The sequence below is a fragment of the Bacillus sp. FJAT-28004 genome, assembly GCF_001280845.1.
GTDB lineage: Bacteria > Bacillota > Bacilli > Paenibacillales > Paenibacillaceae > Pristimantibacillus.
This window is the reverse complement of record NZ_LGHP01000001.1, coordinates 223,928-242,970: the sequence shown is the minus strand read 5'-3', so window position 1 is coordinate 242,970 and position 19,043 is coordinate 223,928. Positions and strand designations below refer to the sequence as shown.

General features: G+C 45.9%; 14 protein-coding genes. 3 read left to right on the top strand and 11 right to left on the bottom strand.

Annotated elements, in window-relative coordinates:
* Positions 1–375 precede the first annotated feature (375 nt).
* Positions 376–1,128 (bottom strand): SDR family NAD(P)-dependent oxidoreductase, encoded by a 753-nt coding sequence (locus AC787_RS01040; protein WP_054023089.1) that lies wholly within the window; start codon positions 1,126–1,128, stop codon positions 376–378.
* Positions 1,129–1,290: 162 nt separating this feature from the next.
* Between AC787_RS01040 and AC787_RS01035 the strand changes: the two genes are divergently transcribed.
* Positions 1,291–1,968 carry an HAD family hydrolase gene (locus tag AC787_RS01035; protein WP_268760157.1) on the top strand — a complete coding sequence of 226 codons (678 nt, stop codon included), beginning with the start codon at positions 1,291–1,293 and terminating at the stop codon, positions 1,966–1,968.
* Positions 1,969–2,275: 307 nt separating this feature from the next.
* Positions 2,276–3,604 (top strand): FAD-dependent oxidoreductase, encoded by a 1,329-nt coding sequence (locus tag AC787_RS01030; RefSeq protein ID WP_054026828.1) that lies wholly within the window; start codon positions 2,276–2,278, stop codon positions 3,602–3,604.
* A 117-nt stretch (positions 3,605–3,721) separates the two neighbouring features.
* Here the strand turns inward: AC787_RS01030 and AC787_RS01025 are convergent, their stop codons facing one another.
* Positions 3,722–4,690: a family 43 glycosylhydrolase gene (locus AC787_RS01025; protein ID WP_054023088.1), complete on the bottom strand. Its 969-nt coding sequence runs from the start codon at positions 4,688–4,690 to the stop codon at positions 3,722–3,724.
* Positions 4,691–4,994: 304 nt separating this feature from the next.
* Between AC787_RS01025 and AC787_RS01020 the strand changes: the two genes are divergently transcribed.
* Complete coding sequence (locus AC787_RS01020; protein ID WP_054023087.1) at positions 4,995–5,909, top strand: ArsR/SmtB family transcription factor; 915 nt, start codon at positions 4,995–4,997, stop codon at positions 5,907–5,909.
* 78 nt (positions 5,910–5,987) lie between these two features.
* Here the strand turns inward: AC787_RS01020 and AC787_RS01015 are convergent, their stop codons facing one another.
* The 9 genes from AC787_RS01015 to AC787_RS00975 all read right to left on the bottom strand — a co-directional run bounded on the left by AC787_RS01015 (position 5,988) and on the right by AC787_RS00975 (position 18,753).
* The gene (locus AC787_RS01015) at positions 5,988–6,968 is read right to left on the bottom strand and encodes a carbohydrate ABC transporter permease (RefSeq protein ID WP_054023086.1); all 981 of its coding nucleotides are present in this window, start codon (positions 6,966–6,968) and stop codon (positions 5,988–5,990) included.
* Between the two features lie 5 nt (positions 6,969–6,973).
* Entirely contained in the window at positions 6,974–7,852 is an 879-nt protein-coding gene (locus tag AC787_RS01010) for a carbohydrate ABC transporter permease (RefSeq protein WP_054023085.1), read from the bottom strand.
* A 2-nt stretch (positions 7,853–7,854) separates the two neighbouring features.
* A complete protein-coding gene (locus AC787_RS01005) occupies positions 7,855–10,215 on the bottom strand; it encodes a DUF5696 domain-containing protein (protein ID WP_054023084.1) in 2,361 nt (786 codons plus the stop codon).
* A gap of 9 nt (positions 10,216–10,224) precedes the next feature.
* Positions 10,225–10,842 (bottom strand): YIP1 family protein, encoded by a 618-nt coding sequence (locus AC787_RS01000; protein ID WP_054023083.1) that lies wholly within the window; start codon positions 10,840–10,842, stop codon positions 10,225–10,227.
* The gene (locus tag AC787_RS00995) at positions 10,826–12,325 is read right to left on the bottom strand and encodes an NHL repeat-containing protein (RefSeq protein WP_054023082.1); all 1,500 of its coding nucleotides are present in this window, start codon (positions 12,323–12,325) and stop codon (positions 10,826–10,828) included. Before AC787_RS00995 ends, AC787_RS01000 begins: the two co-directional genes overlap by 17 nt.
* Positions 12,326–12,338: 13 nt before the next feature.
* Positions 12,339–13,199, bottom strand: coding sequence for a carbohydrate ABC transporter permease (locus AC787_RS00990; RefSeq protein WP_054023081.1), 861 nt, complete (start codon positions 13,197–13,199; stop codon positions 12,339–12,341).
* A 6-nt stretch (positions 13,200–13,205) separates the two neighbouring features.
* On the bottom strand, positions 13,206–14,165 hold the full coding sequence (locus AC787_RS00985; protein ID WP_054026827.1) for a carbohydrate ABC transporter permease: 960 nt from the start codon (positions 14,163–14,165) through the stop codon (positions 13,206–13,208).
* 2 nt (positions 14,166–14,167) lie between these two features.
* Entirely contained in the window at positions 14,168–17,173 is a 3,006-nt protein-coding gene (locus tag AC787_RS00980; RefSeq protein WP_054023080.1) for an extracellular solute-binding protein, read from the bottom strand.
* Between the two features lie 158 nt (positions 17,174–17,331).
* Complete coding sequence (locus AC787_RS00975; RefSeq protein WP_054023079.1) at positions 17,332–18,753, bottom strand: ABC transporter substrate-binding protein; 1,422 nt, start codon at positions 18,751–18,753, stop codon at positions 17,332–17,334.
* Positions 18,754–19,043: the final 290 nt, after the last annotated feature.

The following is a 19,043-nucleotide window of genomic DNA, read 5'->3' as shown; positions in this document are numbered from 1 at the left end:
GCCTCCCTTTTTTTGCAAGCGCTTCCTTGATGAACTTATTCTAGTTTATATTGTTATACTTTTAAATACTCTATTTAGTATAAAAAATGGATATTTATTTTCTTCACCCTACTATTCCATACTGAAAACCTGTCCTAAAACCAATTTTCCCATAATAATCGTCTTCTTTTCATTCTACTTTTATCATTCCATCGGTTTCAAACCCGAAGACATACTAACTTTAGTATATATTTAAATACTAATATATTTTATAATCGATGGAAGCTTGTTCGCGGTTTCAACATGAATAAACAAAACAGTCGAGCAGTTTTAAAAAAATCTGCTCGACTGTTTTTTGTTCTCAACTAATGCTGACTTCATAAGCCCAACTACTAGTTACTCCTCATAAATCATTTTTCTCGTCATACCGCCATCAAGAGTGATATGGGTTCCGGTCACAAAATCATTTTTGGGATCTGTTAGATATAGACATGCTAGGGCAACATCTTCTGGCTTGCCTACACGCCCAGACGGATGCTGCACGTGATCCTCTGGGCGCAGCTTGCTGTAATCCCCCGTCTCAATCCAACCCGGACAAATCGCGTTAACTGTAATGTGATCTGGGCCGAGCGACACCGCCATCGCATGCGTAAGCGAGAGAATTCCGCCTTTCGAAGCAGCATAGGCCTCACCATTCGGTTCCGACATCATCGCTCTCGTGGAGGAAATGTTTACGATGGCTCCACCGCCGGTTGTCCGCATCAGCTTGGCAGCTTCACGCGAGCAAACGAACGTCCCGCGCAGGTTCGTATTCACAACGCTGTCCCATTCGTCAATGGTTAGATCGTACGGTGACTTCCATATGCCAAAACCTGCATTGTTAATGACGATGTCCAGTCTCCCTACAATCGTTTCCAAATCATGCAGCATTCCAATAATGTCATCAGGTTTACTCATATCGGCAGTAAATGATAAAGAATCGTAACCTGACTCTTGCAGCAGCAAACCTGTTTGCTCGAGTCCCTCTTCATTTTTATCCACCAATACTGGAAGTGCTCCTTGTTCCGCATAAGCTAGCGCAAGAGCTCGGCCAATACCGGCTCCGGCGCCAGTTATAAGTACGATTTTATCATCATATATTGCTTTCATTATGAATTCCTCCTCAGCTATTGCTCGCTTTACCTAAAGAGTCTAATGCAAAACGCTTCAAAATGAAAATATCAGTGTTGCTGAAAGGAATAACATCGTTACATCTCGAATGAATGGTTAACTCAACAATAGAAAAAATTTTATTATTATCTAAAAAAGGAGTTGGTTATACTGCACACAAAAGCTGTATTTTTCGATTTGTTTGAAACGTTGGTAACCGAATTTACAGACGGTAAACGTACAATAAATAGATCTACAAACGACTCCACATTATTCGGAATGAATCATGAAGATTTCAAGAAAGAATGGGGAAACCGCCAAGAAGCAAGAATGACCGGACAATTTGTTAACTTCATCGAAGTAATGAGGAACATTTTGGAGAAGCGGAATTTGCCATATAACGAACAAATCGTGGAGCATTTATATCGAACAAGAATCGAAGAAAAGAAAGCTCCCTTTCTAACGATTCAGCCTGCTGTCATTGCCATGTTAGAACAGTTGCAAAGTAAACATATAAAAATAGGCCTTATTAGTAATTGTACAGAAGAGGAAGTTCAGCAGTGGCAGGCAAGCGAACTTGCTCCCTATTTTGACGATGCCATCTTTTCGTTCAAAGTTGGCTTAGCCAAACCAGATATTCGAATATATCAATTAGCCTGTGAGCGGATGGGCGTAGATCCAGGAAATGCGGTATTTGTAGGCGATGGCGGTTCCAGTGAGCTCGATGGTGCGTATAACGCTGGTTTACATCCCTACCATGCATTTTGGTTTAATACCTATATAACTAGCCGTTTTAAGAAGCTGCTCCATCCTGAACATTTAATAAATCAATTACCGTAACATGAAGGGAGCAGATCAGCTGCTTTTCAGCGCTTGCTCACGCCTCGTTACTATCTAATCTTATGAAAAGTGGTTTCGGTGGAAGTTGTGGACAAAAAGTGTCAAATAATCTGAAAATTTAATCAATATTGTAAAAACGGCTTGAACACCCCTTGTCATTTTTCTCAAAAGCGCATATGATAAAAGCAATCAAAGGTTGTGATTTTTTTCACACTGTATAGTATATTGTGAATTAATTCACGTTGTATAGGCGACTGCGTTTGCAGACTCCCCTTTACACATCCCATAGGAGGCGTTTTATATGACAATTAATATCGCTGTTATTGGCTGTACACACGCAGGAACTGCTGCAATTAAACAAATGGCTGTACTTTACCCGGAGGCGAACATTACCGTTTATGAGCGGAATGACAATATCTCGTTTCTATCGTGCGGTATCGCGCTGCATGTTGGCGGTGTAGTAAAAAATGCCGAGCAGCTATTTTATGCTTCGCCCGAGCAGCTCGCTGAGCTTGGCGTGAAGACGCATATGCGACATGATGTGCTTGCTGTAAATACGGATGCCAAACAAATTCAAGTCCGCAATCTTGTAACGGGCGACGAATTTACGGAAAGTTATGATAAGCTCGTCGTTACGACAGGCTCGTGGCCGATTATTCCGCAAATGGACGGCATCGCGCTTGAAAATATAGTACTATGCAAAAACTACAACCATTCGAAAGAAATCATCGAAAAAGCAAAAACAGCGAACCGCATTGCTGTTATCGGAGCTGGCTACATCGGTATTGAGCTCGTTGAAGCATTTGAACAGCTTGGCAAACAGGTTACCTTAATTGACAATATGGAACGTATTTTATATAAATACTTGGATCGTGAATTTACCGAAGTTACAGAGCAAGCATTGATTGATAAAGGAATTACCATCGCAACCGGCCAAACGGTTACTTCGTTTAAGGGCAGCGAGGGTCAGGTAACGACTGTCATCACAACAGCGGGAGAATATGAAGCAGACCTCGTCGTGCTTTGCATTGGGTTCCGTCCCAACACTGAGCTATTGAAAGGCCAAGTTGATATGCTGCCTAACGGCGCGATCATTGTGGATGATTATATGAGAACGAGCAAGCCGGATGTATTTGCCGCTGGCGACAGCTGCGCCATTCACTATAATCCAACAGGGCGAAATGCTTATATCCCTTTAGCAACAAACGCGGTACGCATGGGAACGCTCGTTGCCAAAAACCTGATGAAACCAACGGTCAGATATCTCGGAACACAAGGCACGTCGGGTATTAAGATTTACGATTATAATATTGCATCGACAGGTTTAACGGAAACAGCTGCGCTTGCTGCGGGAATGAATGTGAAAAATGTCACAATCGTTGATAGCTACCGTCTCGAATTTATGCCTACCTTCGAGCAAGTGACATTGAAGGTCGTCTATGAAGCGGATAGCGGCAGAATCGTTGGCGCGCAGGTCTTATCGAAAGTGGATCTTACCCAGTCGATTAATACATTGTCGGTTTGCATCCAGAACGGAATGACGATGGAGGAATTAAGCTACGTCGACTTCTTCTTCCAGCCTCATTACAACAAACCTTGGAACATGCTTAACCAAGCTGGCTTGCAAGCTGTATAATCTCACATGAGCTGCAAAGATGGTGTACTTCGCCTTCGATTGCAGCTCTTTTTTTTATCGAACACTTTTAATATAAGAACAAAAGCCGCCTTTTTACAGGCAGCTCTTGCTAATTAACTACAGATTATCTGCTGGCGGCCTCCCGAAATTCGGGGTCCCGTCGTCATTCCACGTAAACACCTTGGCTCGTGCATGGCGATTGGGATCAAATAGTGGATCACCTTCAATGTCTTTGTAGCTACGCGCATGGTAGATCAGAATATCCTGCTCGCCGTTCTCCGACACAGTGAAGCTGTTATGGCCTGGGCCATATTGGCTATTTTCCGGGCAACTCGTAAACACTGGTGTCTGTGTCTTCACCCATGAGAGGGGATCGAGTAGATTACTGAACTCGGAAGCTGTCAATAACCCCATCGCATAGTTATGATTAGTGGCGCTGCCGGAATAAGTCATGAATATTTTCCCGCTCCGCTTAATGACAGCCGCTCCCTCATTCACCATGAAGCCAATAACTTCCCAGTCGAGCTCGGGTTTCGTAATCATTACTTGCTTGCTCTTCAGCGTCCAAGGATTGCTCATCGAAGCGATATACAAATTCGTATTGCCTTGAATGGCTGGGTCTTGCTGCGCCCATACTAAATATTGCTCGCCATTATGCAAGAAGCTAGTAGCATCGAGCGAGAACGAATCCCAATCCGTTACGATCTGGCCCTTTTCCGTCCAATTGCCCTCAAGCGGATTATCCGAATCATTTTCAATCACATACATGCGATGTCTAAATGGCGCTTCTTCCATTGCCGCGGCAAAATATACATACCATTTTCCAGCGATAAAATGCAGCTCGGGGGCCCAAATATTTCGGCTCATAGGCCCTGCATCGTGTTTTCTCCATACAACAACTTGCTCTGTATCAGTTAGCCCTTCTAGCGTTCTTGCTCTTCGCAGCTCGATCCGATCATACTCAGGAACGGATCCCGTAAAATAATAATATCCGTCTACATGCTTCATAACCCATGGATCTGCTCGTTGTTCTATTAACGGATTTCGCAGCTGCTTCTGCGACTGTTCGGATGCTTGTGTACTCATGTTTTCTCTCAGTCCTCCAGCTAATATTTCTATTTAAATAAGATGTCATCCTAGATTCATTAATATATATACGAATAGGTAGAGCTCTCTAAATATAAATTGTCAAGCAATCCCTTTGCATATAAAATAGATAAGATAGTTAGTGCTGCTTGGATCGTACGAATCAACCTTACATACAGCGAACCATACTCAATAGATTTTATAACTTTATCCAAGTAATGTTTTTGTTAACGATTAAGACTTTATATTTCAATCACAAGATACAAGGCGGATGCAAAGTTAAAAAACTGAGCGGAGTGAACGTATGAAAATTGATATTTCAGATACTCATTTACCTATCTATGAAGCATTAGCCAGCGATGTAAGATTGAGAATTATACAACTGCTTGCTATACAAGAAATGAACATCAAGGATCTCGCACAGGCGCTCGAACTAAGCAGCCCCATAATGACGATGCATGTGAAAAAGCTCGAAAAGGCCGGTTTGATTAGCTCCGAGATGGTTTCCAGCAGCGGCGGAACCAAAAAAATGTGCAAGCTTATCACCGATAGCATTGAAATAGATTTCCCGTCAACACGGCGTCCAGCGCTTCGCACTTATCATGAATCCATTATTTCCATCGGGCACTACACCGACTTTGAAGTGGAACCAACCTGTGGTCTTGCTACAACTGCTAAAGTAATTGGCATGTTCGACGAGCCGCGTTTTTTTCTTGATCCCGATCGTATCAATGCCAGAATACTTTGGTTCAGCAGCGGCTTTATTGAATACAAAACGGCCAACTTCTTATTGAAAAGCGAGAAGCCTACTGAACTTGAAATTTCGTTCGAAATCTCTTCGGAGGCTCCTTTTGCCAATGACAATTGGCCTTCCGATATTTCCTTCTACTTGAATGACACCAAAATTGGCCTGTGGACGAGTCCTGGCGACTTCGGCGGTAAACGCGGAAAGTATACCCCCGATTGGTGGTGGGATGAAATTAATCAATATGGCCTGCTTAAGGTGCTGAAAATAACGCAAACCGGAACATTTATCGACGGCCAGCAAATATCCGAAGTTACGCTTGATGATGTCAACATCTTAAGCAAGCAATGGAAATTCCGCATAGCTGTTGAGAAAGACGCAGAAAATGTTGGCGGCGTTACTTTATTCGGCTCTGGCTTTGGCAATTACAATCAAGACATCGTCTTTAAGCTTTATTATGAAAGAAATGAATAAGAGCTTGCGGCGCGAGCCGCCAGCTCTCCATCCCCTTCTTTTTTATCGCATACTCTTTAATCTGTAGAACCTCTCCTATTATTCACCTGCGATCCCAGAACGTTCAACGCTCTCGACGAAGTAACGCTGCGTGAACATATACAAAATGAGTACCGGCAGGATCGTTAGCATAACGCCAGCCATCACTTGGTTTTGCAGCGTCGGCGCCATGCCAAGCGTGCCTGAGGATATCGAGCTCGATGCCTGCTGAAGATCTAAGTTGGCGTTGCCGTTGAAGAAAGCCATATTTTGCGCCAGGTTGAAATACTCTGGAACGAGCAAATACATATTTGGCTCAAACAGATCATTCCAGTGCCAGACGACCGAGAACAAGAAGACGACCAGCATGGCTGGTTTCGCGAGCGGGAACATAATCATCCAGTACGTCCGGAACGCACCTGCACCATCGATTCTTGCCGCTTCCTCCAGCACATTCGGCAGCGTACGGTAAAACTGAATAAAGATGAGTACGAACAAAGAGCCTTTAAGTCCGTGTCCTAGCAACGCCGGCACAACGAACGGGAGATGCGTATTTACCCAGCCCAAATCGAGGAAAAAGGTAAACAGCGGCACAACGATCGTCTGCGGCGGCACAAGAAATGTAAATACAACCATCGCCAAAAACAACGCTTGACCGGGAAAACGGTAACGCGCGAAGCCGTAGCCTACAATAGAGCAGCTAACGACTTGAAGCATCGCACTGCCAAATGAAATGATGGAGCTGTTCAGCAGTCCTGGCCAGAAATTGATTTCCTCCATCGCAATCGAATAATTCGTTAAGTTGAACTGCTTCGGAATCCATTGAATCGTAGCATCCGCCACGTCCTCCGGTCGCATAAGCGATTTCGATACCATGTACAGCAGCGGATAGACGAAGACAAACGCCAAGCTAAGAATAACTACATAGTAGAAGATCGTTCCGATTACGCCGCGTCCACGCTTCATCCACGTAATCTTCCAGACCGTTTCCGCTTTGCCTTGAAGGTCTGCATATTTTTCGGTCATGCTAGGTGAACTCATGCCCTCTACCCCCTACCTTCGGTTGCTGACAAGCTTTTGCGGAAGATAAAGAACACGACCGCAAGCACAACCGAAATCACAATAAAGTAAATCCAGCCCATTGCAGAGCCATAAGCGTAATTATTCGTTTTGAACACATTGTTCATAATGTGATTCATAATTTGGTTATCCGTTTTGGTAAATGAGTTCACGACGCTGTAAAGCGTGTTTACGAACAGCATCGGCATAATCATCGGAAACGTAATTTTCCAGAAGCTTTCCCATTTCGTCGCCCCATCGCATTTGGCCGCTTCATAAAGCGCAGGCGAGATCGTCTGCAAGCCAGCGATAAAAATCAAAATTTGCACGCCCGAATCCCACATGACGAGGGTTAGAGAATCTGCATACTGAAGCAGCGGCTCCAAGATGCTGTCCGGTATAAAAGCGTTTAGCTTGCTGTAAAGATCATATTGATAGAAGATCGGGAGCTGGGCAGCCCCCTGCTCCAGCAGCTCTCTCAAAATTGCTCCGGAAGCGATAATGACCGGCAGAAAGAAAATACCACGGAATAATGTACGCCCGCGAAAAGGACGATTAAGCAGCAAAGCGCTAAACATCGCAAATATTAGAATGAGCGGCACCTGCGACAGCATCGTTGTCAGCGTGGCTTGCAGCAGCGGAACAAAATCGATGTCTGTCGTAAAAGCAGCCCGGTAATGGGTTAGGCCCGTGTAAGATGCCTTTAACCCTGCCTTCGTTACCTCTAAATTGTTAAGCGAATAATAAAGCGATTTGCCGAGCGGAATGACCATGAACAATAAGAAACCGACAATCCATATGGAAATGAACGAGTATCCCTCAAAGATGTGGCGGCCTCTCATCGAGAGTCCAAATTTTTTGCCCATGCTCATTTCCCTCCGTTCTGCATGAGATAACCAGCCGCAGGAATAGAGATGCCGTCAACCGTCGCTAAAGCACCGCCGTAATTGACAATAACCTTTGTTCCGTTCGCATACGTTGTTTGGTATAGATCGCTGCTCAGCTTCTCATGATCAGCAATCGCTTGATTTGAGATCGCATCATAGATTTGTTCAAGCTCGTTATATTGCTGAACGGCATCGTCAATCCAAGTCGTATATTGCGAGCTCCATAACCGATCCTCCAGCGTTCTTTGAAGCTTCGTCGTAGGCTCATAAGTCAGCTCCAGACTAGGCAGCGCACCGTACTCCACCATCCGAAGCAGCTCGTTCTGAGCATCATTTCGCAAATTGATCGGGTTAGCCGTGTATGGCACTAGACCTCGCACCGCAATTTGATAGAAAGGAACCGTCTCGTCATTGTAAATAAAATGGCTGGAATCCAGCGGCGCGCCGCTAATGCCATCGATATGCCCAAGCATGTAAGCAAAGCCATAATCGACTGACGCACCGCCGGTCGCTTCCCGAATGGCATCCGTAGCTTTAACCCACGCTGATGCTGTCTCGCCGCGTGTTGTCAGCGACTTTGGATTGATATCGGAGTACAATGTATTTCCCCAATAAGCAAGATGGACACCAGAGATGCCAAGCTTCGAATAATCCTTCAGCTCTTTATTCAGATGTTTACTAATGACACGCTCTGGCTTCATCCAATAGTAGAGTCTGTTGTCGTCATTCCATCTGCTCCCGACATAATAATCAGTGGACGGCGCTACTTCACGATCCATACCGCGAATGGCGTCTTTCCCCTTCTTTATGCCATCGCTATCCGCAATTGCGCGAGCATAGTTCGCTTCCAAATAAAACGAAACACCTTTATTAGCCGCATATGCGGCAAGGTCTTTCAGATCCTTCGCTCCGCCCAGCTTCTTCTCCACAGGGAAGTGATCCGGCTGATCCCCATATAAACCATCATCAGACCATCCAGAAAACGTAAGCTCCAAATTTTTGATTCCTTTTTTCTGAAAAGCATCGATAATTTCACGCGCTTGATCGAATGTGGTCATCGAAATAAACGTACTGCCCAGCACCTCATCGCGCAAAATACCACCAAGCAGCTTCACCTTTACGGGAACTGCAGTTTGTTCTGAAGGCTTAACTCCCTGCTCTTCTTTCAGGAATTTCCCGTAAGCCTGCGCCATACCAACGTAATCAGCTTCCTTATCCTGAAGCAGCACATAACGCAGCTGCCGATCGCCTTTGATCCAGTTGCCTTGGAAAAATGGAATTTCTCCTGATGTTCCAATAAAAATAACATCGCTCCAGCGATACACAAATTCCGCGGACGTCCGATAATACGAGATCGCGCGAATGCCAGACGGCGTTCCGTTAACCTTCGCATCGTATTGCCCCTTCGTTACAATACCGAGCGAGCCGATATCATTGCGGTAGTTGCCGAATACCGGCAGCGCAACCATTTCTTTTGGAGCAACCTTTTGACGCCATATTTGATCGATATTCTCATGTGATTGCGTAACATACGCCGGGTCCGCGCCATAGATCATTTCGGAATAACCCGCAAAAAACTGCGGATGTTTCGCACTGTACTTCATAAGAGCGCCCGAGCCGTCCGGCAAGAAAATCGCACCTTCCTCCGTATCCGCAGCAGCATTCCAGAATGGCAGCGGCTCAATACTCACGAACTTTGCTTTGCCAGCTTCCTTAATAGAAGCTTCCGGAATCGTCAATTCGAAGCCTTTCTCATCCAAGCGATATTCAATCGCAAACTCAAGCTTTTCCTTAATAAATTGGAAGGTCACTTTCGCTCCACCGTCGATCGTCTCGATTTTCAGTTTATTTTCCTTTTCCTTCGCCAAATACGTTTGTACGGTATCCGAACCCTCTGTATACTTCACGTGAACGGCTGCGTCCATAAACTTCTTATTATTAGGCATCGTCGTTCTAGGAAGCTGCGGCGTACCTAACCATTCCGTTTTGGCTTGCTTATCAACAAGGCGAACATTGCCTGTTTTCTCATCGATGTACATCTTGTAGCTGTTGTTCTCTGCAATCAGCTTCGTAGCAGATACGGGATACAGCTTCACTTCGCCTTGGTCAGCAGGTTCCGCGGTCTCTGCAGCAATCTCTTCTGCGGGGTCTTCCTGAGCTGCAGTCGTATCCGCAACCACTGCGGCTTCTGCATCCGCGGTGGTCTCCGTTGCAGGCGCATTCGTGCCCGCGTCTTCCTCCGCCTGAACACGGGTTTCGCCTTCCACGGTCCCGAAGTGAGGGAATATGCTGACAACGAGCAGCAATGCCGCGATAATAAGCCATTTTCGTTGTTTCCTCATCTCGTCCACCTACTTTCGGAAGTTTATTTCTTTGAACATGTCGACTATAAAGTTAAGGAGCTGATTAATTAAGCCAAACATTAGAATGCCGATAAACCAAATAATCAATATACCGACGATGCTCAGCACCGTAATCCAAATCATTTTCCCGATCTCAAAATCATGAACAATTCTTACCTTAAGCAAGAGCAGCCAACCTACCCAGTAGAGAGTGAAATTGATTAAAAACGAATAAATAGAGCTTTCATCCAGCGCCAAAATATTCGTAAGCAGCGTGATTGGAATAATAAAGATCGCATAAGGAACTAGCGCAAATGCACTGCCGACGAACACTTCCTTAAATTTGCCTTCCCCCTCAAGAATTGCACTGACGCCCCAGTTCGATATTGTCCAAGTTACCCACGGCACGACGATCCAAATCAGCTCATGCACGAACGATATCTCATAGGTTTCTCTCGTCTCGAAGGCATACCCCGTTATTAGAATGGCAACCATTCTCGCGATATAAGCAAGTGCGACGATGAACAACGCTTGCCCCCATTTAATGCGGCCCGGCTCCTGAATGTCGTGGTAAAAATCTATCGGGTGCACGAGCACCTGCCGCATCATTTTAAACGTTGCGATCATAAGGCACTCCTCCCTTCATTTGAACCACTTTAGCCGAATTACGGGCTGACAGCATCGCGGAAACTCTGCGCCAAACAAATGGAATGATGTAGCGCAAAAGGGCGATAAGTACAATAATAGCTAGACATATCCATGCAAAATGCTCTCTAATGTATTCCTTCCGATATTCCTTGAAAGCGACCGAGTAGTCGTAACGCGATCTTGCCAGTTCAAAATACTCCATAGCTCCCTTATAGTTTTCCGCTTTATAGAGAGATTTGCCGATGGCAAGGTAGGCTAGATCGAAATTTGCATTCAAATGCAAAACCTCGTTCCACATTCCCTCCGACTCTTTATATCGTCCATCAACGAATAGCCGCGATGCATCATGCACCAGATCAGCGAACGGCGTCGTTCGGAACAAGTCAATGCGGTTCCGTCCTTTATCGACCACATACACCGTGCCGTCTGCTGACTGATCAAGGCTTGATGGTGTAATAAATAAGCCATTCTGATCGCCAAGCCCTCCGAATACAAACAAGAAATTACCGAGCTTATCATACTGATATACTTTGCTGGACTGAAGATCGAGTGCGGTTATAACACCGTCCTTATCTACCGCGAGATCAAGAAATGACGGCACTTCGAAAGGCCCAGCATCAAACCGTCCGCCATACCTCTTCGGAACAATATTGAGCGTATCCACACCGACTGGCGATAAACGCTTCAATTGATTCATTTCTGTTCCAAGTGTAGAGGTATAAACGAAACCTTCCTCGTCCTGCACCGCATTGGAGAACTCCAGCGGTTTAACAACGGACAATTTCGCCTTCTGCTCCTCGGTTGCAACGAGTTTAACGAACAATCTGCTCCAGCTGAAGCCCACATGATTCGCACCATAAAAGCCTTTGAATTGCCCGTTCGGATCAATTTGAATAAGACCCTGTGTATTCCCGTCACTTACGACAAACATGTAGTTCCGCTTGTCAACGAGCAGCTTCGACGGCGAATACGAGAAGGTTGCTCCAAGCAGTGGACTTTCAGGCTTGCCGAACTGCTTCTGGAATTTCCCGTTTTTATCAAAAATAGCGATTCGCTGGTTTTTGGTATCGGCTACATAAACGGTTCCATCCCGTTTCACGTAAACACCTTTTGGCTCGTTTAGCTTACCGTCGCCTTCTTCATCACCGATAATGTTCAGCACCTCATGTTTTGCATCCAAATGCACGATCCGGCTATTTCCTGAATCGACGATATACATCGTTCCATCGTCAGCGAGGAAAATATCTTCAGGTGCGTTAAATGGCCCCGATGATAGGTTATATCCGTCAATTGAGCTCTCGTACATGTACCCGTTGATCGAGTGAACATCATCGCCCAGCTTATTTCTCGTATACCCTTCATAAGGAGAGGCCGCGAACGTTTGAACAGGTAGAGCTGTAACTAGCATCAGTAAAGCGATAGCTGTACTGACAACGAATCGGAATATCGTAACCTGCTTCATCCCGGTTGTCCTCCTACTCTTTCAGACCTGAATGCGCCATCGTTTGCAGCACCAAGCGCTGCGTTACGATAAAGACGATTATCGTCGGCACAATCATCAATAAACTTGCCGCCGCGAGTGTGCCGACACGCGCGACGACCCCATATCCGCCGCTTAACGTCTGGATTGCCAGCGGCAGCGATTTCATATCCTGATCGGTCGTATAGACCATCGCAGGGTAGGGATCATTCCAGGCAGATATAAAGCTGAATAAGGCAAAAGTCGCGATGGCTGGCTTCAGCATTGGTATGACGACAACCCAGAACACCTTCCATTCGGAAGCGCCGTCCATGCGCGCTGCCTCAAGCAAGGCATCCGGGATTTGGCGCAAAAACTGCGTCATGAGAAACATCCCTATCGGAGCCGCCAAATAAGGTAAAATCATAGCCCAATACGTATTGATAAGACCGATTTTGCTAATGAGCAAATACTGTGGAATCTGCACAACCATCGGTGAGAACATGATGGCAAGCACGACCATGTTGAAAATTGCGCTGCGGAATGGCATATTGTGCTTCGCAAGCGGATAGGCAGCCATTGCCGATACGAGAATTCCAAAGCCAACAATACATGAGCTGATCAGCAAGCTGTTAAAAATAAACCTTGAGAACGGAACGCTTGTTGTTCCGGTTATGAGCAATAGATCGCGAAAATTGACTAACGTCGGATTGTTCACGAAAAATCGCGGCGGAAACAGGAACAGCTCACTTGTTGGTTTAAAGGCTGTAGATACCATATAAACCAGAGGGGCAAGCATCAAGAGACCGAACAACGTAAGAAATAGATAAAGGAAAAAGCCTCCCCAATCCTTCCTGCCTTTCACTGCGCCAGTCATATCGGTTCAGTCCTTTCCTAGCCATTTGAATATGAGACGGTTTAGCCCGATCATCATGACGAACAGCACGACTGCGATCGCCGCAGCGTAACCCATCTCAAACTTGATAAAGGCGTAATCGAATAAATGTGTCAAAATCGTATGACCTGCATAAAGCGGACTCGGCAGTCCAACGAGCTGCACACTGACATCAAACACGGTCAGTGAACTAACGACCTGAAGCACCGCGCCAAACAGCAATTGCGGTTTCACCGATGGAACCGTTATATAAATGAGCTGCTGCCATCTATACTTAATTCCGTCAATTTCCCCTGCCTCATAAAGATCCTTCGGTACGTTCTGAAGTCCAGCTAGGAAAGCCAAGAACCCTACCCCCATCGACATCCATAGCGAGACGATAATGATAACGGGCACGATCGAATTAATATTTTGCAAAAATAAATAAGGCTCGTCGATAATGCCCAGCTTCGAAGCAAAGTAGTTAAGCAAGCCTTTGCGGTCTCCCGCGAACAGGTAGAGCCATACGACTGACATTGCTGTTGCGCTCGTAATAGAAGGCGTATAATAACAAAGCGTATAGAAAAAGCGGTATTTTTGCGGAATTTGGCTAATTAGCCAGGCCAGCAAGAACGCCATAACATAGCCGACCGGCCCTGTAATGAACGCGAATTTCAACGTAATGCCAATCGCCTTAAGGAAGATGTCGTCATCGACAAACAAAAGCTTGTAATTGGAGAGGCCGATAAACTTTGGCGCTTCCAAGATGTTGTAATACGTAAAGCTAAGTACAACCGATGTTACGACCGGTACGATTGTGAACAAGGTGAACAGGATAAGAAACGGAGCGAGAAACAGGTATGAAACCCTGTTTCTCTTCATTTCATGCCACAGCAAGGACAGTTTACTCGGTTTGCGGAGGCGTTCCGCAGCCGGAGTAACTACGGTTGCCGCTGAATCTGCGTTCATTTTCACGGGCTGTCGCCTCCTTTGGTAGTTGTTTGTTTGGCAGATGCAGGTTCATCGTTTAAACCAAATTCCTCGCGCTTCTTGCGCAATTCCTTATCGATTTCCTTAACGCCTTCCTCCACCGCCTCACGCGGTATTTTGCCGTTCAATACGATTTGGTTCCAAATGTTCGCGATATGTCTGGTCGTGTAGTAACCGCCAATGACAACCTCGCGCTCCTTAAACCATTCCCACTGCTCGAGAATCGCGTTAATATCAGAGGATTGCCACGGCATACGCTTCAGCGCCTCGATATTAGCGGTATTCCATCTCGCTTCAACGCCAAGCAGCGCTTCAAGCTCGGAGCCGAATCTTTCCTGCGTATCCGCGCTCGTCCACCATTTCAGGAACTCCCATGATTGCTCTTTCATGTCAGTGTCTTTGAAGATCATGCCCGTTTGCGCGAGGCCCCCGGTTGAACGGTTAATTTGTCCGTCCTCTTGCTTGATGCCCGGCATCGGTTTCATCCCCCACCAGCCGGTAAGCTCCGGCGCTGCTGTTGATAGCAGCACGTAGGTCGAATAATCGGCTACGCCGATCGGCATTTCGCCGGAACGGAAACGGTTATAGAAATCAGCTTGTTTAGAAATTTTAAAATTCGTGAATAACCCTGTCCAAAGCTTAAAAGCCTTCATCGCTTCAGGCGAATCAAGATTCGAGTATTTACCGCCTTCACGGTAGAACTCGCTGTTTTGCTGGAACAGGAATGGTGCAAATTCATTAATGGCAAGCGCTGGATTATTCGGAGCATGCGGGTAGAAGAAGTCCATGCCGTTTTGCTGCAGGATTGGAATGAGATCCATCACTTCCTGCCACGTATCAGGAATTTGATCCTCCGTTATACCTAGCTGCTGCATAATATCCTTGCGATAGAACAGCATGTTGAAGTTCTGATTTTCCGGCAAAGCATAGCTGCCGTCGTTATATTTGTAAGGAATAAGTGCTCCTGGTCTGAAGCGAGCGGCTACTTCATCGTAATCGTCGTATTCCTCCAAGTTGACCAGTCCGCTCCGGACTGCATAATCGATTGGAATTTCACCCTCTACACCCAGCGCAACGTCTGGTGCTAGACCAGCCGTGCTGGCAAGCAAGAGCACCTGCATTTGCTGAGCCGGAATGACGTTGACGTTTACTTTGATGCCTGTTTCTGTCGTGAAATCCTCATCAATCATTTGCTTAATAATGTCGACCCAGTCGCGCCCTCTCGCTACCCAAACGTCCAGCACCTTCTCCTCTTCATACACGTTGCCGATACCGCCGTAATTTTTCGTGAAAGAGCTCGTAAAGTCGTAAAGCATCGTACCGGTTCTAGCCAGCCAGCCTGCATCAGGCTTCGGCCATGCTGTATCTGGCGATTTAATGATGAGATAGTCTAGCAGCAAGCTTTGCTTGCTCAGCCCGTTCACCCATGTGCCAAGTGATGCCTGCAAATCATTGAATTGCAGCATACGTCCTGGAATAGAGGTTGAATCGTTAGACATGCTGAGCAGCACGTCGCGCGCTTCGTATAGCGGACTTACTTCAGAGCTGCCTTCATCAACGCCAAGCGCATACAGCCCTTTGATCGTATCGTCGAAGCTCTTCGCCATAAGCTGCAGACGCGGCACGAGGTTCGCAATATTTTGCTCCAAACGCCAGTCGCCATTTGGATCGGGATTCGTACCCGTTACTTGAATAACCTCACGACCGAGCAGAGACATTTTGCGTGTCGTATCCGTTACGGTCTCGAGCATACGCCCAAGTGCGCCGACCTGAACTTCCATGCGAATCGTATGCTTGCCCTTCTCTAAATAATAGAGATAAGGCTCTTTACTCTCGTTGTCGCTGCCAAACTTCGCAACTTGGAACTCCGCTTTATAAGGAAAGGAAATTTCATTCATTTCTTTGAATGGCAGCTTGCCGTCAATCATTACCGTCCGCTGTGTCGGCATTCCGTTAAGAAACCATTGACCATAGCGTGCTCCGATTTCGTACAAACCGCTTTCAGGCACCTCAATTTCCCATTCCGCCCACTGTCCGCCCGTTCGCCAGCTAGCGCCGCCGAACGTATTAAGTACGATTGAATCTTTTTTGAACGGCTCGGTTAACGGCTCACGATCCTCGATACGCTTCAGTGTCGGATCGGACTTTAAGGTCGACAGCTCGGCCTGCGCCTTAATGAGCTGACCCGTTGTTTTCATGTAGCCTTTCTGTTCGTATGTGCTGGCAATCTCGGCATAAGTCGGTACCTTTGCCGGGGAGTAAATGTCAATTTTCCCGATTGCCGCAGGCTCCCTGACCGCTTGAAGACGCAATGTATGTTTGCCCTTCGTCAGATAGAAACGAAACGGCTCGTACGTTTTGCCTTCTGCATCACGAAATTCTCGGTATTGCCAACCGAATGTCTCTTCCCTGCGCGGATTGAATTCATTATTCTGATTATCAAACCAAGTTTTCCCCGCTTCCTTCCACATTCTTTGGAATTCCAGCTTCTTCGCTTGGAAAAAAGGATATTTCCCATCGATTTGCAAGCTGCGAACGACGGACGAGCGTTTGCCCTCCATCGCAAAATAGCTCATTCCCATTTGGTAATAACCAGCCTGCGGCACTTCAAAGGAATAATCCACCCAGCTATCCTCATCAATAAGCGCCAAAGCTTGACCAGCTTGGTCTCCTAAGCCCGAGACGATCCTTGTTCCTGACTCGCTGATTCCCGCATAATCAGTAGATGACAGCGTAACGCTGAAATCCGTCGTATCTGCCGCCCCCTGCTCACTCCAGCTGTCTACATATTTATTAAAAGACGGCTCCAGCTTGCTGCTGGCGTCTTCACCTTCCAAAATTGACGATTGATCGATTTCCGCATCCAACGCAATTCCAGCCATTGCATCATCGTTGTAGCCCCTTGAATTATTCCACCACAAAAAGAAGCAGACTAATGCGGCAATGACAACCAATGTTACCTTATACTTACTTAGCCAACGAATCACCAAGGAGCACCCCCTTGCCATACTAGCGTAAACGGCTTACGTCATCATAAGGCGGCGCAGCTATCGTTTCGCGATAATAGTTAAAATACTTGGTCGTGTTATCATGCCGAATCATCCTTCAGTGAAGGATGATTCGGTTTTGTGGGAAGTAAGCAGCGTTACTGTGCGAGCTCTTTCATCAATTTTTCCTTCTCAGCCTTTAGCTTGTTCTCCACATTTTCTTGTGTTTGCTGAATAGCTGTTTTTGAATCGATATTCTTATCAAGCGCGGCTAGTACGCCTTCAACCCATAAAGGCCAAGCTAAGCCGTCAAGACGGGTAAAACGTCTAATAGGAATGAGGCTGGCAAGTTCATTGTAAAACTTGTAATCCTCTTGGTCGCCGAGGTAAGGATTCGTATGAGATAAGTACCATTCTTGTCCTGTAATATGTTTGTAATCCGGTTGAACCGATTGTTCAATCCATAGCTTCCATGCTGCTTCGGACGTTGTAATAAATTCTACAAATGCCCATGCTGCATCCTTATTGCTGCTTTGCGAAGGAATAACGAATGTCGATCCGCCCATGCCTACGTTAAGACCAAAAGGCATCGTTGTTGCTCTCCATTTGCCTTTTTGATCCGGGAAGTTGATTTCCAGATCACGTGCGCCATAAGTTCCCGCAACGTACATTGGGGACTCGCCTTTTTTCACGCGTTGCTTGCCTTTATCACTGTAGATGCCGTCATGCGGAGCAATTTTCAATTGGTTAACTTGTTTCGAAATATCGAGGAATTTTACGAACTCATCCGTGTTGCGAACCCAGTTCATTTCGCTGTCATAGTATCCAAGTGAATCGCCTAACCAGTGAACCGGTGAATCACGCCATTCCATGGAGTACTTTCCGTTTGCTTTCAACGTTTGAGCTAGTGTGAAGAAGTTGTCTGGATCTTGAATATATTCGCCAAGCTCGGCTGGATCAGATGGCAAGCCTAGCTCTTCAAAAATGTCTGCACGGTAGTAAGTTACGGCAGGTGTAACATCCCACGGCATGCCTAGTAATTTGCTGCCGTCAATGGACGACCAACGGTTCCAGTTATACTCAGATACAAGGCTTTGATATTTGCCGGCATCATATTGCGGTTGAAGCAAATCCTCCAGCACGTTTCCTGTGCTATAGCGTGTGAATTGACCTTGCTCAACAAGCGCAACATCCGGAGCTCCTTTGCCAGCAGCCAAAGTCGTTTGCAGTTTATCATGCAGATCTCCGAACGGTACAAAAATCGTTTTCAACTTGATGTTCGGATAAACTTCGTTAAATGCCTTTTGAAGTGCAGCATCCTTCTCTTTATTGTCGAGGAACGTCCAGAACGTTACTTCACCAGCAATCGATGGATCAACAGAGGACTTAGCAGCCCCTCCATCAGGCTCAGAATCATTAGCAGCTGTCTCATTTGTAGACGCTTCCTTATTTCCTTCAGCATTCGTAGGCGTATTTTCTTTACCGTTATTAACGGTGTTTTTCCCCGCACCGCTGGAGCATGCAGTTACGAGCATAATAAGAGCCAACATAAAAATGAAAGTGCTTGCAAACTTTTTCATTTAAAAATTCCTCCTCCGCAATTTTGGATAAAGCGTTTACATTTAAATCCTTAAACGATATAGTCATTAGTACTCGCATGACTAGGTTCATGGATAAAAATATGTTTAACACATTTGTTAACCAGGAAGATTGTTTTGTATGCAGCAAGGATTATTTCTTTTTTTATTACTCATGCTGTTATGACTCCCTTTAATAATCAGCATTATGAAGAATACACCGTAAAGCGCGAATCCATATTAAGCACTAAAACACCCGAAAATTGACTCGGTTCACGCTTCACCTCCACAAG